This is a genomic window from Streptomyces sp. WZ-12, from assembly GCF_028898845.1.
Classification (GTDB): Bacteria; Actinomycetota; Actinomycetes; order Streptomycetales; family Streptomycetaceae; genus Streptomyces.
In genome coordinates this window covers 5,130,326-5,145,737 of the sequence record NZ_CP118574.1, presented here as the reverse complement: position 1 = coordinate 5,145,737, position 15,412 = coordinate 5,130,326, and the positions used below count along the sequence as shown (strand labels likewise).

Below are 15,412 nucleotides of genomic sequence, written 5' to 3'. Positions count from 1 at the left end.
CGCCGGCAGTCATCTCGTGCGCCCTCCCCTCGTGCCCGACCGACCCGTCCCCGAGGAACTCCATGCCTCAAGGATGCGGCACCGCGCGGGTAATCGGGCCGCCGTGGCACCGGGCGGAGTGCGGGAAGCCATGCCGCCCCGCCCGCCACAGGGCGGGCGGGGATCTTCATTCCCCCGCATCTCTGCACGTCACGACGGTTCAGCGGACCAGACCCCAGCGGAAGCCGAGCGCCACCGCGTGCGCCCGGTCGGACGCACCCAGTTTCTTGAACAGGCGCCGCGCGTGCGTCTTGACGGTGTCCTCGGACAGGAACAGCTCACGGCCGATCTCGGCGTTGGAGCGGCCGTGACTCATGCCCTCCAACACCTGGATCTCCCGGGCCGTGAGGGTCGGCGCGGCCCCCATCTCGGCGGACCGCAGCCGGCGCGGGGCGAGCCGCCACGTCGGATCGGCCAGCGCCTGGGTCACCGTCGCGCGCAGCTCCGCGCGCGAGGCGTCCTTGTGGAGATAACCGCGGGCACCGGCGGCGACCGCCAGCGCCACCCCGTCCAGATCCTCGGCCACGGTCAGCATGATGATCCGGGCGCCGGGATCGGCGGACAGCAGTCGGCGCACGGTCTCGACACCGCCGAGGCCGGGCATCCGCACGTCCATCAGGATCAGGTCCGAGCGATCGGCCCCCCAGCGGCGGAGAACCTCCTCGCCATTGGCCGCAGTGGTCACGCGCTCGACGCCGGGTACGGTCGCAACCGCCCGTCGGAGCGCCTCTCGGGCAAGCGGGGAGTCGTCACAGACGAGGACGGATGTCATGACCGCCCTCCGCAGCTGATGCGCGTCACCTTGAGCCTCCAGGCTTGGTACGTATCGTCACCTGGGCGATCGACGAACCCCTCGGACACCTGCCCGAGGGCTACCTCTGCCAACCGCCTCCGCACACTCAACGACGGTCACTCGAAAGAGTTACGGCTTCGGCGACCGAGTTCAGCACGCTCCGTGAGGAGCCGGATACGCAGACGACTCACTGAGCTGCCGGCATCCGCGCGTGCACCCTATGCCCTATTTGGCTCTGTTTCTTCCATTTTCACGCTGACTGCGACTAGATTCGCAATGAGTCATATTTACATCTACTTAGACAGTAGATGTACCGTCGTGAGCACCGAGCCCGATACGCATCGCTTTCGAGGGGACAAGCAATGGCAGATTTCTCCCGCCTCCCGGGCCCGAACGCAGACCTCTGGGACTGGCAGTTGCTGGCCGCCTGCCGTGGCGTGGACAGCTCGCTCTTCTTCCACCCCGAGGGCGAGCGAGGAGCGGCCCGCAGCGCGCGGGAGGCGTCGGCGAAGGAGGTCTGCATGCGCTGCCCCGTGCGGGCCCAGTGCGCGGCGCATGCACTGGCCGTCCGCGAGCCCTACGGAGTCTGGGGCGGCCTCACCGAGGACGAGCGCGAGGAGCTCATGGGCCGGGCCCGCCACCGGATGGTCCCGGCGAGCTCACTGCCCGGCCACGCGAGCATGCCGGGCGCCTGACCGTCGCCCCGTAGCAGTCAGCGAAGAAACGTTCCTGCGTAACTCACGACCGCGCACCGCGGGACCCCGCCCCTCCGGAGCCCGCGGCCGTCAGCGCCCCGGCGCCTGGGCGAGCTGGTCCAGCATCGCCCCGACCGCGGGCACATGCGCCAGATCCGGCAGCGTCAGCGCGACGATCTCGCGGTGCACGGCCGGCTCCATCCGCACCGCCGTCGCCCCCTTGGGGCGCACCGACTCCAGCGTCAGCTCGGGCAGCGCCGCGACCCCGAGACCCGCCCCGACCAGCCCGATCACCGCCGGATAGTCATCGGTGGCGAAGTCGATCCGCGGCGTGAACCCGGCCCCCTCACAGACCTCGACCAGATGCGTCCGGCAGCGCGGACAGCCCGCGATCCACGGCTCGTCGGCCAGGTCCGCGAAGCGGGCGGCGCCGGCCCGCGCCAGTCGGTGGCCGTCCGGCACCAGCCCGACCAACCGGTCCGACAGGACCGGCCGGACCACCAGGTCCTCCCACTCCGCACAGGCGGACGGGTCCGCGCCGCGCACCTCCGGATACCGGAAGGCCAGCGCGATCTCGCAGTCCCCGTTGCGCAACAGCTCGATCGAGCGCGGCGGTTCGGCCTCGTCCAACGACACCCGGACCCCCGGGTGCGCGGCCCGCATCCTGGCCAACGCCGTCGGCACCAGCGTCGAACTGCCCGACGGGAACGACACCAGCCGCACCCGCCCCGCCCGCAGCCCCGCGATGGCCGCGACCTCCTCCTCGGCCGCGGTCAGCCCCGCCAGGATGCCGGCCGCGTGCCGCACCAACGCCCGGCCGGCCTGCGTCAGCCGCATTTCCCGCCCGGTCCGCACCAGTAGCGGCGTCCCGGCGGACTGCTCCAGGGCCTTCATCTGCTGACTGACCGCGGGCTGGGTGCAGCCCAGCTCCCGCGCGGCGGCGGAGAAGGAACCGGTCTGGGCGACGGCGCGCAGCACCCGCAGATGACGAGCTTCGATCACCCCTCAAGCATAAGTCCGCCTTGGATACTCCGCGAAAAACGGAATGCCGGCTTTAGCTTGATGTCCTACCGTGCGGCCATGAACGCGAAGCTGCTGACCGTGAACATCGGGCGGGCCACCCCGTCCGCGCACACCAAAGCCGAGGGTGGAACGGGCATCGACAAGCGCCCCCTGGACGGGCCCGTCGCGGTGGCCGCCCCCGGCCCCAAGGGCGTCGGCGGCAGCGGCCTCGCGGGCGACGCGGTGGTCGACCGCCGCCACCACGGCGGCGACGACCAGGCCGTCTACGCCTACGCCCGCGAGGACCTCGACGACTGGCAGCGCGAACTGGACCGCGAACTGGCCAACGGGGCGTTCGGCGAGAACCTCACCACCACCGGCGTCGACATCACCGGCGCCCGCATCGGCGAACGCTGGCGGATCGGCCCCGAGGTGCTCCTGGAGATCACCTCACCGCGCATCCCCTGCCGGACGTTCCAGGGCTGGCTGGACGAACGCGGCTGGATCAAGCGGTTCACCCAGGCCGCCGTGCCCGGCGCGTACCTGCGCGTCCTGGAAGCCGGCGAGATCCGCGCCGGCGACCCCGTACGCGTCGAGCACCGACCCGACCACGACATCACCGTCGCGCTGATGTTCCGCGCCCTCACCACGCAACGCGACCTCCTCCCCCGCCTCCTGGAAGCGGGCGCGCCCCTCCACCAGGAGGCACGGGCCTCGGCGACCAAGTACGCGGCGCTGGCGACGAACTGACGCTGCGACACCTCAGGGGCGACCCGCCGCCTGACGGGTCGCCCCTGAGGAGCACCCTCCGAGTCCCCTCCCGGGAGGCCCAACTCCCCTACTTCGGGCCGTACTTCCGCCCCGTACGGGAGGTGAGGCCGCCGAGGACGCCGCGCGGGGCCAGCTTCACCGCGCCCATCAGGGCCTTGTAGCGCGGGTCCGGGATGGAGAGCGACTTGCCGCGCGCCAGGTCCTTCATGGCCGCGTCCACGAGCCGGTCCGCGTCGAGCCACAGCCAGCCCGGAATGTTGTCCGTCCCCATGCCGGCCCGTTGGTGGAACTCGGTCCGCACGAAGCCCGGGCACAGCGCCATCAGGCGCACCCCGCTGCCGGCCAGGTCGCGCGCCGCGCCCTGGGTGAACTGCACGACCCACGCCTTGCTCGCGCCGTACGTGCCGCGCGGGACGAACGCCGCGACCGACGCCACGTTGACCACGGCGCCGCGGCGCCGCTCGCGCATCCCGCGCGCGGCCGCGGTGGTCAGCCGCAGCACCGCTTCACAGTGCACCTTCAACATCGTCAACTCGTCGGCCATCGGGACTTCGAGGTACTCGCCCTTGTTGCCGAACCCCGCGTTGTTGACCAGCAGGTCCACCGGGTGCTTCGGGTCCGCCAAACGGGCCTCGACGGCGGCGATGCCGTCCTCGGTCGCGAGGTCGGCGCTCAGCACCTCCGCCTCGATCCCATGCCGGTCGTGCAGTTCGGTGGCCTGTTCCCGCAGCCGCTTCTCGTCGCGCGCCACCAGCACCACGCTGTGCCCGTCACTCGCGAGACGGCGGGCGAATGCGGCGCCGATGCCGGCTGTTGCTCCTGTGATCAGTGCAGTCGTCATACCGGAACGGTAGCGGGGCTGACGGACTTCCCACGCTCGCGGCCACCGTGGCGTTCCCCTTCCGCCGGGGCCGGTGGGTTGGTGGTGGGCGGGGTGGGGGGCGGGGGGTGGGGTGGGGTGGGGTGGGGTGGTTCGTGGCGGCCGTGGCGGCGCGCTGTTAGCTGCCCCGGTTTTGTGGCTGGGGTGGCCTCGCCCAATCTTCGGCGGGCGGGGGGCTGAGGGGCTGCCACTCAGCCCCCCTGCCGTGGGCGACTTTCCCGCCGTCTCGGCCGGGGGGGGGCGGCCACGCGGTCGCGTCCCCTGGCGCAGCGCGCGCCCGACCACCCCGGCCGGCCCGACGGCTGACCCAGTGCCCGCACCGCTGACCACCCACGGCCCGCCCCGTCATCCCCAGCCCTCCCCCCACCCCTCACCCACCGATTACAATCCGTAACGGAACGTGGAACTCCCCACGGCCTCGCGTTCGTTGCCGGATAAGAGGAGGCGGCGGCGCACAAGGCAGCGGACCGCGCCCGGCACGGCGGGGCGAGAGAGGAGTCGCGAGATGCGTCCTGACGTGCTTTTGGCCATGGGGCCGGGGGTCGCGGAGAGGCTGCTCGGGGAGGCGCAGCGGACCCGACTGGAGGGGCTGGCCAGGGCGGATTGCCGGCTTGTCGCGCGCGAGTTGGCCGCGCCGGACCCCGAGGTGGCCGCCGCCCTCGCCGAGGCCGAGGTGTTGCTGACCTGCTGGGGCGCCCCGCCACTCACCGCCGAGGTGCTAGCCGCGGCGCCCCGGCTGCGGGCGGTCGTGCACGCGGCAGGTTCCGTCAAGCAGCTTGTGACGGCGGCCTGTTGGGAGCGGGGCATCGCGGTCAGCTCGGCCGCGGCCGTCAACGCGTTGCCGGTGGCCGAGTACACCCTCGCCGCCATCCTGTTCGCGAACAAGCGCGTGTTGCACACCGCCCACCGCTACCGCGCCCTGCGCGGCCGGCCCCACGACTGGCTGCGCGAGCTGGACGGCGCCGGCAACCACGGCCACACCGTCGGCATCGTCGGCGCCTCCCGCATAGGCCGCCGGGTCATCGAATTGCTACGCCCGTTCGCGCTGCGGGTGTTGTTGTTCGACCCGTACGTGGACGACGAGGAGGCGGGGTTGTTGGGCGTGCGCCGCGTTCCGTTGGCGGAGTTGTGCGCGGGGAGCGATGTGGTGAGCGTGCACGCCCCGGAGGTGCCCGCGACCCGGCACCTGATCGGCGCGCGCGAGCTGGCCCTGATGCCCAACGGGGCGACGCTGATCAACACCTCGCGCGGCTCGCTGATCGACGAGGCCGCGCTGGTGGCGGAGGTCTCCAGCGAGCGGATCGCCGCGGTGCTGGACGTCACCGAGCCCGAACTGCCGCCCGCCGACTCGCCGTTGTACGCGTTGCCGAACGTGCTGCTCACCCCGCACATCGCCGGTTCGCTGGGCACCGAGCTGCACCGGATGGCCGACCACGCCCTGGACGAGCTGGAGCGGTACGGGAAAGGACTGCCGTTCGCGACCCCGGTGCATCGGGAGGAGCTGAACCATTCGGCCTGACGAGCCGTCGCGATCCGTCACAAATTGCTGTGAACCATCACAAGTTGCTGTGAACCGTTGCGAGCCATGATGAGTCATCGCGAGATTCCGCGAGATACCGCAAGCCCGATAAGACACCCAAAGCCGACAGGACGCCCCCGGTCAGGTCCTGACGGCAAGGACCTGTTGGCCAGGCCCTGATGGCAAGGGCCTGAATCCGACGGCAACTTGGCCGGGCGAGAAGCCGGCGAAAGTCCTGGACGAGAACCTGATGCGAGACCCGGACGAGAGCCCGACGAGGACCCGACGGGAACCTGACAAGGCCCTGGCAGGGCCCGGGTGGGCCCCGGACAGGACAGGGCCCGAGAACAACAGGCCCTCGGTGTCATCGGTGAGGTGCGAGTCGGCAGACAGGCAGGCAGACAGGCAGGCCGTCAGCAGGTGAACCGTTGGCCGCGCGCGGGCAGCGCGCCAACGGGCGAGGCCCGGCCCCCCGGTGAGTGGGGGCCGGGCCTCGGGTGCCGGCGCGGGCGTGGCCGGCGGGTGTGCGCGGGGTGTTAGTGCGCGTGGCCGTGACCGTGGCCGGCGGCCGGGGCCTCTTCCTCTTCCTTCTTCTCGACGACCAGGGTCTCGGTCGTGAGCAGCAGGGAGGCGATGGAGGCGGCGTTCTCCAGGGCGGAGCGGGTGACCTTGACCGGGTCGATGACGCCGGCCTTGACCAGGTCGCCGTACTCGCCGGTGGCGGCGTTGAAGCCGTTGCCCTTGTCGAGCTCGGCCACCTTGGAGGTGATCACGTAGCCCTCAAGGCCGGCGTTCTCGGCGATCCAGCGCAGCGGCTCGACGGCGGCGCGGCGGACCACGGCGACACCGGTGGCCTCGTCGCCGTCCTTGCCGAGGTTGCCGTCCAGGACCTTGACGGCGTGGACGAGGGCGGAGCCACCACCGGAGACGATGCCCTCCTCGACCGCGGCGCGGGTCGCGGAGATGGCGTCCTCCAGGCGGTGCTTCTTCTCCTTGAGCTCGACCTCGGTGGCCGCACCGACGCGGATCACGCAGACGCCGCCGGCCAGCTTGGCGAGGCGCTCCTGGAGCTTCTCGCGGTCCCAGTCGGAGTCGGTGGCCTCGATCTCGGCCTTGATCTGGGCGACGCGGCCCTGGACGTCCGCGCTGTTGCCGCCGCCGTCGACGATGGTGGTGTCGTCCTTGGTGATGGTCACGCGGCGGGCGGTGCCGAGCACGTCCAGGCCGACCTGGTCGAGCTTGAGGCCGACCTCTTCGGCGACGACGGTGCCGCCGGTGAGGGTGGCCATGTCGCCGAGCATCGCCTTGCGGCGGTCGCCGAAGCCGGGGGCCTTGACGGCCACCGCGTTGAAGGTGCCGCGGATCTTGTTGACGACGAGGGTGGAGAGGGCCTCGCCCTCGACGTCCTCGGCGATGATCAGCAGCGGCTTGGAGGCGCCGGCCTGGATGATCTTCTCCAGCAGCGGCAGCAGGTCCTGGATGGAGGAGATCTTGCCCTGGTGGATCAGGATGTAGGGGTCGTCGAGGACGGCCTCCATGCGCTCCTGGTCGGTGACCATGTACGGCGAGAGGTAGCCCTTGTCGAAGGCCATGCCCTCGGTGAAGTCCAGCTCCAGGCCGAAGGTGTTGGACTCCTCGACGGTGATCACGCCGTCCTTGCCGACCTTGTCCATCGCCTCGGCGATGAGCTCGCCGACCTGGGCGTCCTGGGCGGACAGCGCGGCCACGGCGGCGATGTCGGACTTGTCGTCGATCGGGCGGGCGGTCGCCAGCAGGTCGTCGGAGACGGCCTTGACGGCGGCGTCGATGCCCTTCTTCAGGGCGGCGGGAGAGGCACCCGCGGCGACGTTGCGCAGACCCTCGCGGACCAGAGCCTGGGCCAGCACGGTGGCGGTGGTGGTGCCGTCACCCGCGATGTCGTTGGTCTTGGTCGCCACCTCCTTGACGAGCTGGGCGCCGAGGTTCTCGTACGCGTCCTCGACCTCGACCTCGCGGGCGATGGTGACGCCGTCGTTGGTGATGGTCGGGGCGCCGAACTTCTTGTCGATCACGACGTTGCGGCCCTTGGGGCCGATGGTGACCTTGACCGTGTCGGCCAGCTTGTTCACGCCGCGCTCAAGGGCGCGACGGGCGTCCTCGTCGAACTTCAGGATCTTCGCCATGGGTGCTTCAAGTCCTCTCGTTGCGATCGTCGGCCTCGCCGCCGTGACCGCTCTCGCGAAAACGAACTGCGCCCCTGCCCCGGTCGGTGAGAACGCGGGAACCAGGGGCGCAGATCAGGGCAATTCCGGGTGACTTACTTCTCGACGATCGCGAGCACGTCGCGCGCCGAGAGGACGAGGTACTCCTCGCCGCTGTACTTCACCTCGGTGCCGCCGTACTTGCTGTAGAGAACGACGTCGCCGACCTTGACGTCGAGCTCGACGCGCTTACCGTCCTCGAAGCGACCCGGACCGATGGCCAGGACGACGCCCTCCTGGGGCTTCTCCTTCGCGGTGTCCGGAATGACCAGGCCCGAGGCCGTGGTCTGCTCGGCGTCGAGCGGCTGGACCACAATGCGGTCCTCAAGCGGCTTGATGGCAACCTTGGAGCTGGCGGTCGTCACGATCCGACCTCCCCCTTCGGAGATCTCACGGGGTTAACTGTCTGAGGTGGCGACCAGGTGGATCCGTCGTCGCGGGTGCCGGACCTGCCCGTCGCTGTGTTGGCACTCTCCGTCGGGGAGTGCCAACACTGAGACTATGACGCCGTTAGCACTCGGTCAAGCGGAGTGCCAGCGCGGCGGAGACGCGTACCGTGTCTGCTGCCGGTCGGCCGGGCGTGGAGTCGGACACACCTTCCCGCTCGGCCGCAACCAGGCCCGTGGCTGCCCCGTCTTGTCCCCGGGACCGCTGACACCGGGCCGCGACCCGGCCGCCCTGCGGCCCTGACCCATCGATGGCGGAGGAACCGTGCGTGGACTGACCAGCGCTCCCCGGGATTCCGGGGGACCGGAGAGCGACGCCGAACGCACCATGACGTTCGCCGCGCTGGCCCAGGCCCCGAACCGTCGGCGGACTGAGGCCTGGCTGCTGGGCTTTGTGGTGCTCATCACCGTCTTCGGCTACGCCTACACCGAGTTGTCCATGAAGGGGCAGCTCCCCGGCGGGCTGGCCGGCTTCGCGGTGAGCATGTTCTTCATCGCGCTGGTGCCGCACCTGGTCGTCCGCCGGTTCGCGCCGCGCGCCGATCCGCTGATCCTGCCGTTGGCGACCATGCTGACCGGGATCGGGCTGGTGCTGCTGCACCGGCTGGACATCACCTACGCGGAGAAACCCCGGCTGAAGATCGCGCAGGCGGCGACCGGGCAACTGGTGTGGACAGTGATCGGGGTCGCGGTCTGCATCGTGATCCTGATGGTGCTGCGCGATCACCGGTTCCTGCAGCGCTACATCTATCTGACGATGGCCGTCGCGCTGGTGCTGTTGATGGCGCCGGCGTTCTTCGGCGCTGACCAGTTCGGCGCCAAGCGCTGGATCATGGTCGGGCCGCTGTCGATGCAGCCCGGCGAGTTCGTGAAGATCATGATCGTGGTGTTCTTCGCGGGCTATCTCACCGTGAACCGCGATGCGTTGGCGCTGTCCGGGCGCCGGGTGATGGGCATGCAGTTGCCGCCGGGCCGGCAGCTCGGGCCGATTTTCACGATCTGGGTGATCAGCCTGCTGGTGCTGGTCTTCGAGCGCGACCTGGGCACCTCGCTGATCTTCTTCGGCGTCTTCGTGATCATGCTCTACATGGCCACCGAGCGCACCAGTTGGGTGGTCTGCGGTCTGCTGATGGCCGTGGTCGGCGCCGCCGTCGTCGGCTCGACCGAGCCGCACGTCAAGGGCCGTGTGATGGCCTGGCTGCACCCGATGGACATCTTCCTGCCGGAGAACAAGCGACCGCCGGGCCTGATCTCCGACCAGGCCGCCCAGGCACTGTTCAGCTTCGGCAGCGGCGGCATCGGCGGCACCGGGCTGGGCCAGGGCCACCCCGAGCTGATCGGCTTCGCCGGCAACAGCGACTTCATCCTCACCACCGTCGGCGAGGAGCTGGGCCTGGCCGGGGTGATGGCCGTGCTGCTGCTCTACGGGCTGCTGGCCCAGCGCGGCCTGCGGGTGGGCCTGACCGCCCGCGACCCGTTCGGCAAGCTGCTGGCCGTCGGCCTCGCCGGTGCGCTGCTGCTCCAGGTCTTCGTCGTCACCGGCGGCGTCACCGGGCTGATCCCGCTGACCGGTAAGGCCCTGCCGTTCCTCGCCAAGGGCGGTTCGTCACTGGTCGCGAACTGGGTGATGGTGGCGTTGCTGCTACGGGTCAGCGACAGCGCCCAGCGGCGCCGGGAGCCGGTCCGTCCGGCCCCGGAGCGGCCGGACGCGGACGCCACCCAACGGGTGCCGCGGATCACCGGGAACGAATCCGGGGCCTGACGACGCCAGGACCGCCCCCGTGCCGGCCCGCGGACCATCCGCGGGCCGACGCGGGCGCGTGGCCCACAATGGTGCCGATGACCGACCTCGACACCTTCTCCGCACTGCTCGCCCCCGAGGGGCAGCAACTCCTGGCCGCGCTGCGGGACTACGACCCGGCGGACGAGCTGGCCACCGCCACCCGGCTCCGCCGCGACCACCCCGCCCCGCTGGTCTCCGCCGCGCTCGGGCAGGCCCGGCTGCGGCAGCGGGCGGCCGCGAAGTTCGGCGCGGACGCCGCGCTGATGTACTTCACGCCCAACGGGGTCGAGCAGTCCACCCGCGCCCCGGTGGCCGCCCACCGCGCCGCCCGGCTCAGCGCGCTGGGCGTGCGGACCCTGGCGGACCTGTGCTGCGGGATCGGCGGCGACGCGCTGGCGCTGGCCCGGGCCGGGGTCCGGGTGCTGGCCGTGGACCGCGACCCGCTGGCCTGCGCGGCGGCCCGGGCCAACGCCGAGGCGCTGGGGCTGGCGGACCGGATCGAGGTGCGGTGCGCGGACGTCACGGAGGTCGACACCGCCGGGTACGACGCGGTGTTCGTGGACCCGGCGCGGCGCACCAAGGCCCGCGGCGGCCGTGTCTTCGACCCGGAGGCGTACTCGCCGCCGCTGTCCTGGGCGGTCGGGGCGGCCCGCACGGCGCCGTTCGCGGCGTTGAAGATCGCGCCCGGGGTGCCGCACGAGGCGCTGCCCGAGGACGCCGAGACGGAGTGGATCTCCGACGCGGGGGACGTGAAGGAGGCCGTCCTGTGGTTCGGCACCGGCCGGGGCGGCGCCCGCCGCGCCACCCTGCTGCCCGCCGGGGACTCCCTGGTCGGCGCTGGTCTGCCTGATCCCGCGCCGGGGACGGTCGGCGGCTGGCTCTACGAGCCGGACGGCGCGGTCATCCGCGCCCACCTGGTCGCGGACGTCGCCGAGCAGGTCGGCGGCCGGCTGATCGACCCGACGATCGCCTACGTGACCGCGGACCACCTGGTGCCGACGCCGTACGCGACCGCCTACGCGGTCACCGACGTGCTGCCGTTCAACGTCAAGAAGCTCAAGGCGCTGCTGCGGGAGCGCGGGGTGGGCGTCGCGGTGATCAAGAAGCGCGGGTCCGCGGTGGAGCCCGAGGAGCTGCGCCGGAAGCTCAAGTTGGCCGGGCCGCACTCCTGCACGGTCTTCCTCACCCGCGTCGCCGGGGCGCCCACGATGCTGCTGGGGCACCCGGCGGCCGAGGGCGCCTGACCGACCGGCGGCCCGCTCAGACCAGGTCGGTCAACTCCTCGGCGTAGACCCGGGAGAGCGGCTGCGGGCCCACGTACTGCTGGCAGCTGCACTGCCGGGCCTCGTAGCGGACGGGCTTCTTCTCGGCGTCCCAGGCGACGGCGGACTCGACCGTCTCGTGGCAGCGGCCCTGCTTGTCGTGCTTGGCGAGGTGGTGCTCGCAGCCGCACACCGGGACGGGCGGCTGGTCCGCGGCCTCCAGGGCCAGGCGGTCCTCGCGCCGGGCCTCGATGAGGGCCAACTTCCGCTGGTGCCGGGTCTTCAGCGCCGTGCGGACCGTGTTGCGGGCCGCGCCCGCGGCGTAGACCGCCGGTCCGGCCAGCATGAAGAGATACCACCAGTTCACCGCGCGCCCCCGCTTCCCCGTGCGTGACCCGGGCGCTTCCCCCGCGCCCGGCCACCAGGATACGGGCCGCGCCGGGGCCCAACGGGCGCCGGACGCCTACGAGTACAGGTTGTCCTTGCTCAACTCGTGGAAGTGGTCGTGGTCATGGGCGTGCCCGTGGCTGTGACCGTGGTCGTGGCCGTCCGGGGCCGGGACGTGGGTCTCGGTGACCGGCAGCGAGGAGTCCGCGGAGAGCTCCCAGGCGGAGGCCGGGCGGTTGCGGGCCACCATCTCGGCGCCCAGGGCCGCGACCATCGCCCCGTTGTCGGTGCACAACTTGGGCCGCGGCACCCGCAGTCGGATGCCGGCGTCCTCGCAGCGGCGCTCGGCCATCGCCCGCAGGCGGGAGTTGGCCGCCACCCCGCCGCCGATCATCAGGTGGTCCACGCCGTTGTCCTTGCAGGCCCGCACGGCCTTACGGGTCAGCACGTCGACGACCGCCTCCTGGAACGACGCCGAGACGTCCGCCACCGGGACCTCCTCCCCGGCCGCCCGCTTGGCCTCGATCCAGCGGGCCACCGCGGTCTTCAGGCCGGAGAAGGAGAAGTCGTAGCGCGGGTCGCGGGGGCCGGTCAGCCCGCGCGGGAAGCGGATCGCCTCCGGGTCGCCCTCGCGCGCGTAGCGGTCGATGACCGGGCCGCCGGGGAAGCCGAGGTGGAGCACCCGCGCCACCTTGTCGAACGCCTCGCCGGCCGCGTCGTCGATGGTCGAGCCGAGCGGGCGGACGTCGGAGGTGATGTCCGGGGCCAGCAGCAGCGAGGAGTGGCCGCCGCTGACCAGCAGCGCCATCGTCGGCTCCGGCAGCGGGCCGTGCTCCAGCTGGTCGACGCAGATGTGCGAGGCGAGGTGGTTGACGCCGTAGAGCGGCTTGCCCAGCGCGTAGGCGTACGCCTTGGCGGCCGAGACGCCCACCAGCAGCGCGCCGGCCAGGCCGGGGCCCGCGGTGACCGCGATGCCGTCCAGGTCGGAGGGGGCCACCCCGGCCTCCTTCAGGGCGCGCTGGATGGTGGGAACCATCGCCTCCAGGTGCGCGCGGGAGGCCACCTCGGGCACCACCCCGCCGAAGCGGGCGTGCTCGTCGACGCTGGAGGCGACCGCGTCGGCGAGCAGGGTGTGACCGCGGACGATGCCGACGCCGGTCTCGTCGCAGGAGGTCTCGATGCCGAGGACGAGCGGTCCGCCGCGGGAGTCAGCCATGTTCACGTTCCTTGTACGGAGGGTGCTTCGGAGGAGGTCTGGGAGGGGCGGCGCATCACCAGTGCGTCGACGTTGCCGGGTTGGTAGTAGCCGCGGCGGAAGCCGATCGGCTCGAAGCCGAAGCGCTCGTAGAGGCGCTGGGCGCGGGCGTTGTCGACCCGCACCTCCAGCAGCACCTCGTGGCACTCGAAGGCGGTGGCGGCGCCCAGCAGCGCGGCCAGCAGCCGGCCGCCGAGTCCGGTGCCCCACTGGTCGCGGGCGGTGGCGATGGTCTGGACGTCGCCGGTGCCGTCGATCGCGGCCAGACCGCCGTAGCCGACGATCCGGCCCGCCCGCCCGTCGCCCGGCAACCGCCCCTCAACGATGCCGCTGCGCGGCGGCGCCTCCACTTCGGCGACGAGATAGCGGCGGGTGGCCAACGGGCCGCGGGCGTGGGCGAGTTCGGACCAGAACATCCCCGGTGACCAGGCGTCCTCGGGGAACAGGTCGCGCTCCAGCTCCAGTACGCCGGCCAGGTCCCACCACCGCATCTCCCGCAGGGTGGCGGGGGATGCGGTCACGGTCGCGTCCGCGGGACCGCTCACTTCGGGGTGACCACCTTGTAGTTGGCGGGCACCTGGGCGTCGGGGCGGCGCAGGTACAGCGGGCGCGGCGGCAGCAGCTCCTCGCCGGCGGCCAGCTTGGCGGCGGCCAGTTCGGCGAGCGCGGCGGCGGACTGGTGCGCGGGGCCGTCCCGGTGGACGCCGGTGAAGACGGTGTCGTAGAGCAGCGCGCCGGCGCCGACGGCCGGGACGCCGGCGACCTGCTCGGCGATGTCGGCGGGGCGGTCGACGGCGGGCTCGGTCAGCCGGGTCCGGGCGTCCGCGAAGCGGGCCCAGTAGACCTCCTTGCGGCGGGCGTCGGTGGCCACGACGAACGGCTCGGTCAGGCCCGAGGCGTGGGCGATGCCGTCCAGCGAGCACAGGCCGTGAACGGGCACGTCCAGCGCCGCCCCGAAGGTGGTGGCGGTCACCAGCCCCACCCGCAGCCCGGTGTACGGGCCGGGGCCCACGCCGACGACGATGTCGGTGACCTCGGCCAGCTTGTGCCCGGCCTCGGCCAGCACCCGGTCGACGGTCGGCAACAGCAGTTCGCCGTGCCGGCGTGCGTCCACTTCGCCGGCGGCGGCGAGGGTGCGGGAGCCGTCGTGGAGCGCGACGGTGACGGCGGGGGTGGCGGTGTCAAGAGCTAGCAGCAGCACGCCTTAAAGACTACGGCGCGGCGGGCGGTGCCCGTTCCGGTGCTACCGTCGGTCCCCAGTCAGCCCAAGCCCACAGCCTGCCCGTTCGCGGGCGGGAGCGTACGGAAAGGTGGCACCGCGGTGCCCGCTAAGAGCAGCACGATCGTCACCGGTCTCACCGCGGCCGCCCTGGTCGTGATCGGCCTGCTCGGCTACCAGGCGTCCGCCGCCGCGTCCGGCCCGCTCGCTCCGGTACGGGGCGACGCGAAGGCCGCCGCCCACCAGCCGGCCGCCACCGACCAGCACGACAAGAAGGACAAGCCGCCGGCCCCGGCGCCCGTTCCGGAGCAGTCCGGCACCGGCAAGCGCGTGGTCTACGCGCTGGGCGCCAAGCGGGTCTGGCTGGTCGGCGCGGACGGCACCGCGCAGCGGACGTTCGCGGTCGCGCCGAGCGCGGTGAGCCCGACGCCGGGGACGTACCCGGTCACCTCGCGGTCGGTGAGCGTGACCGGCTCGGACGGGGTGGCGATCGAGCACGTGGTGCGGTTCGCGGCCGTGAACGGCGTGGTCATCGGCTTCAGCGCGGCGGTCGACGGCTCGACGCCCGCGCCGACCGGCCCGAACGCGAAGAAGACCGGCGGCATCCGGGAGTCGCGCGAGGACGGCGCGGCGCTGTGGGACTTCGCGCTGCGCGGCGTGCGGGTCGTCGTCGTTCCCTAGCCGCTCGCTCAGGGGCCGCGTCCGCCGACGCGGCCGGCCGCCTTGCGGGCCCCGCTCGCTTCGCCCCTACGGACTACGCGGCGTCGCGCCCCGGAGTAGACGGGGCGGACGCCTGCCCAGCGCTTTCCCCCACATCGTGCCGTTCGCCCGCTTTTTCCTTTTCTGCGCGCGGCCCCTCCGCGACGTCCGGCGGCGTGGAGACGGCGGTGGCCGCGGCGCAGGCCGCGAGCAGTTCGTTCATCGTCGGCGCCGCGCGGCGCGCCTCCTGCTCGGCGCGCCCGGCCGCCGGGGTGGGGGCGGACTGGTGGGGGGACATGGACGCCTCCCGGGCTCCTGGGGCAAGCGACTGGGGTCAGGCTCTACTTAGGCACACCTAACCAGGGCTCTCACACCCATGTGACCATGCCCGGCACCCGCCGCGCAACATCTTGCCGACGGCT

Annotated in this window: 16 protein-coding genes; 6 read left to right on the top strand and 10 right to left on the bottom strand. The window is 72.3% G+C overall.

The window, feature by feature from the left end:
* Window positions 1-199 precede the first annotated feature (199 nt).
* Window positions 200-811: a response regulator transcription factor gene (locus PV796_RS22365; protein ID WP_003948568.1), complete on the bottom strand. Its 612-nt coding sequence runs from the start codon at window positions 809-811 to the stop codon at window positions 200-202.
* 383 nt (window positions 812-1,194) lie between these two features.
* Between PV796_RS22365 and PV796_RS22360 the strand changes: the two genes are divergently transcribed.
* Window positions 1,195-1,527 (top strand): WhiB family transcriptional regulator, encoded by a 333-nt coding sequence (locus tag PV796_RS22360; RefSeq protein WP_016571318.1) that lies wholly within the window; start codon window positions 1,195-1,197, stop codon window positions 1,525-1,527.
* 90 nt (window positions 1,528-1,617) lie between these two features.
* Here the strand turns inward: PV796_RS22360 and PV796_RS22355 are convergent, their stop codons facing one another.
* Window positions 1,618-2,529: a LysR family transcriptional regulator gene (locus PV796_RS22355; protein ID WP_274915112.1), complete on the bottom strand. Its 912-nt coding sequence runs from the start codon at window positions 2,527-2,529 to the stop codon at window positions 1,618-1,620.
* 78 nt (window positions 2,530-2,607) lie between these two features.
* Between PV796_RS22355 and PV796_RS22350 the strand changes: the two genes are divergently transcribed.
* Entirely contained in the window at window positions 2,608-3,279 is a 672-nt protein-coding gene (locus tag PV796_RS22350; RefSeq protein ID WP_274915110.1) for an MOSC domain-containing protein, read from the top strand.
* Window positions 3,280-3,367: 88 nt separating this feature from the next.
* On the opposite strand, the gene PV796_RS22345 is transcribed toward PV796_RS22350, so the two are convergent.
* Window positions 3,368-4,141: an SDR family NAD(P)-dependent oxidoreductase gene (locus PV796_RS22345; protein WP_274915109.1), complete on the bottom strand. Its 774-nt coding sequence runs from the start codon at window positions 4,139-4,141 to the stop codon at window positions 3,368-3,370.
* A 544-nt stretch (window positions 4,142-4,685) separates the two neighbouring features.
* Here PV796_RS22345 and PV796_RS22340 point away from each other — a divergent pair.
* Window positions 4,686-5,699, top strand: coding sequence for a hydroxyacid dehydrogenase (locus PV796_RS22340; protein WP_274915108.1), 1,014 nt, complete (start codon window positions 4,686-4,688; stop codon window positions 5,697-5,699).
* 536 nt (window positions 5,700-6,235) lie between these two features.
* On the opposite strand, the gene groL is transcribed toward PV796_RS22340, so the two are convergent.
* Window positions 6,236-7,861 carry a chaperonin GroEL gene (gene groL / locus PV796_RS22335; RefSeq protein WP_274915107.1) on the bottom strand — a complete coding sequence of 542 codons (1,626 nt, stop codon included), beginning with the start codon at window positions 7,859-7,861 and terminating at the stop codon, window positions 6,236-6,238.
* A 134-nt stretch (window positions 7,862-7,995) separates the two neighbouring features.
* Window positions 7,996-8,304, bottom strand: coding sequence for a co-chaperone GroES (gene groES / locus PV796_RS22330; RefSeq protein ID WP_016571324.1), 309 nt, complete (start codon window positions 8,302-8,304; stop codon window positions 7,996-7,998).
* 409 nt (window positions 8,305-8,713) lie between these two features.
* On the opposite strand from groES, the gene PV796_RS22325 reads away from it, so the two are divergent.
* Window positions 8,714-10,147 carry an FtsW/RodA/SpoVE family cell cycle protein gene (locus PV796_RS22325; RefSeq protein WP_274919179.1) on the top strand — a complete coding sequence of 478 codons (1,434 nt, stop codon included), beginning with the start codon at window positions 8,714-8,716 and terminating at the stop codon, window positions 10,145-10,147.
* A gap of 77 nt (window positions 10,148-10,224) precedes the next feature.
* Window positions 10,225-11,412 (top strand): class I SAM-dependent methyltransferase, encoded by a 1,188-nt coding sequence (locus tag PV796_RS22320; protein WP_274915106.1) that lies wholly within the window; start codon window positions 10,225-10,227, stop codon window positions 11,410-11,412.
* A gap of 16 nt (window positions 11,413-11,428) precedes the next feature.
* On the opposite strand, the gene PV796_RS22315 is transcribed toward PV796_RS22320, so the two are convergent.
* The 4 genes from PV796_RS22315 to tsaB all read right to left on the bottom strand — a co-directional run bounded on the left by PV796_RS22315 (window position 11,429) and on the right by tsaB (window position 14,273).
* The gene (locus PV796_RS22315) at window positions 11,429-11,776 is read right to left on the bottom strand and encodes a hypothetical protein (RefSeq protein ID WP_376566815.1); all 348 of its coding nucleotides are present in this window, start codon (window positions 11,774-11,776) and stop codon (window positions 11,429-11,431) included.
* Window positions 11,777-11,893: 117 nt separating this feature from the next.
* Entirely contained in the window at window positions 11,894-13,033 is a 1,140-nt protein-coding gene (tsaD, locus tag PV796_RS22310; protein ID WP_274915104.1) for a tRNA (adenosine(37)-N6)-threonylcarbamoyltransferase complex transferase subunit TsaD, read from the bottom strand.
* Window positions 13,034-13,035: 2 nt separating this feature from the next.
* Window positions 13,036-13,563, bottom strand: coding sequence for a GNAT family N-acetyltransferase (locus tag PV796_RS22305; protein WP_274919178.1), 528 nt, complete (start codon window positions 13,561-13,563; stop codon window positions 13,036-13,038).
* A 50-nt stretch (window positions 13,564-13,613) separates the two neighbouring features.
* Complete coding sequence (gene tsaB, locus PV796_RS22300; protein WP_274915103.1) at window positions 13,614-14,273, bottom strand: tRNA (adenosine(37)-N6)-threonylcarbamoyltransferase complex dimerization subunit type 1 TsaB; 660 nt, start codon at window positions 14,271-14,273, stop codon at window positions 13,614-13,616.
* A 120-nt stretch (window positions 14,274-14,393) separates the two neighbouring features.
* Here tsaB and PV796_RS22295 point away from each other — a divergent pair, with 120 nt between their 5' ends.
* The gene (locus PV796_RS22295; RefSeq protein WP_274915102.1) at window positions 14,394-14,972 is read left to right on the top strand and encodes a hypothetical protein; all 579 of its coding nucleotides are present in this window, start codon (window positions 14,394-14,396) and stop codon (window positions 14,970-14,972) included.
* 73 nt (window positions 14,973-15,045) lie between these two features.
* Here the strand turns inward: PV796_RS22295 and PV796_RS22290 are convergent, their stop codons facing one another.
* Window positions 15,046-15,288, bottom strand: a complete 243-nt coding sequence (locus PV796_RS22290) for a hypothetical protein (protein ID WP_274915100.1) — start codon at window positions 15,286-15,288, stop codon at window positions 15,046-15,048.
* Between the last annotated feature and the right edge of the window lie 124 nt (window positions 15,289-15,412).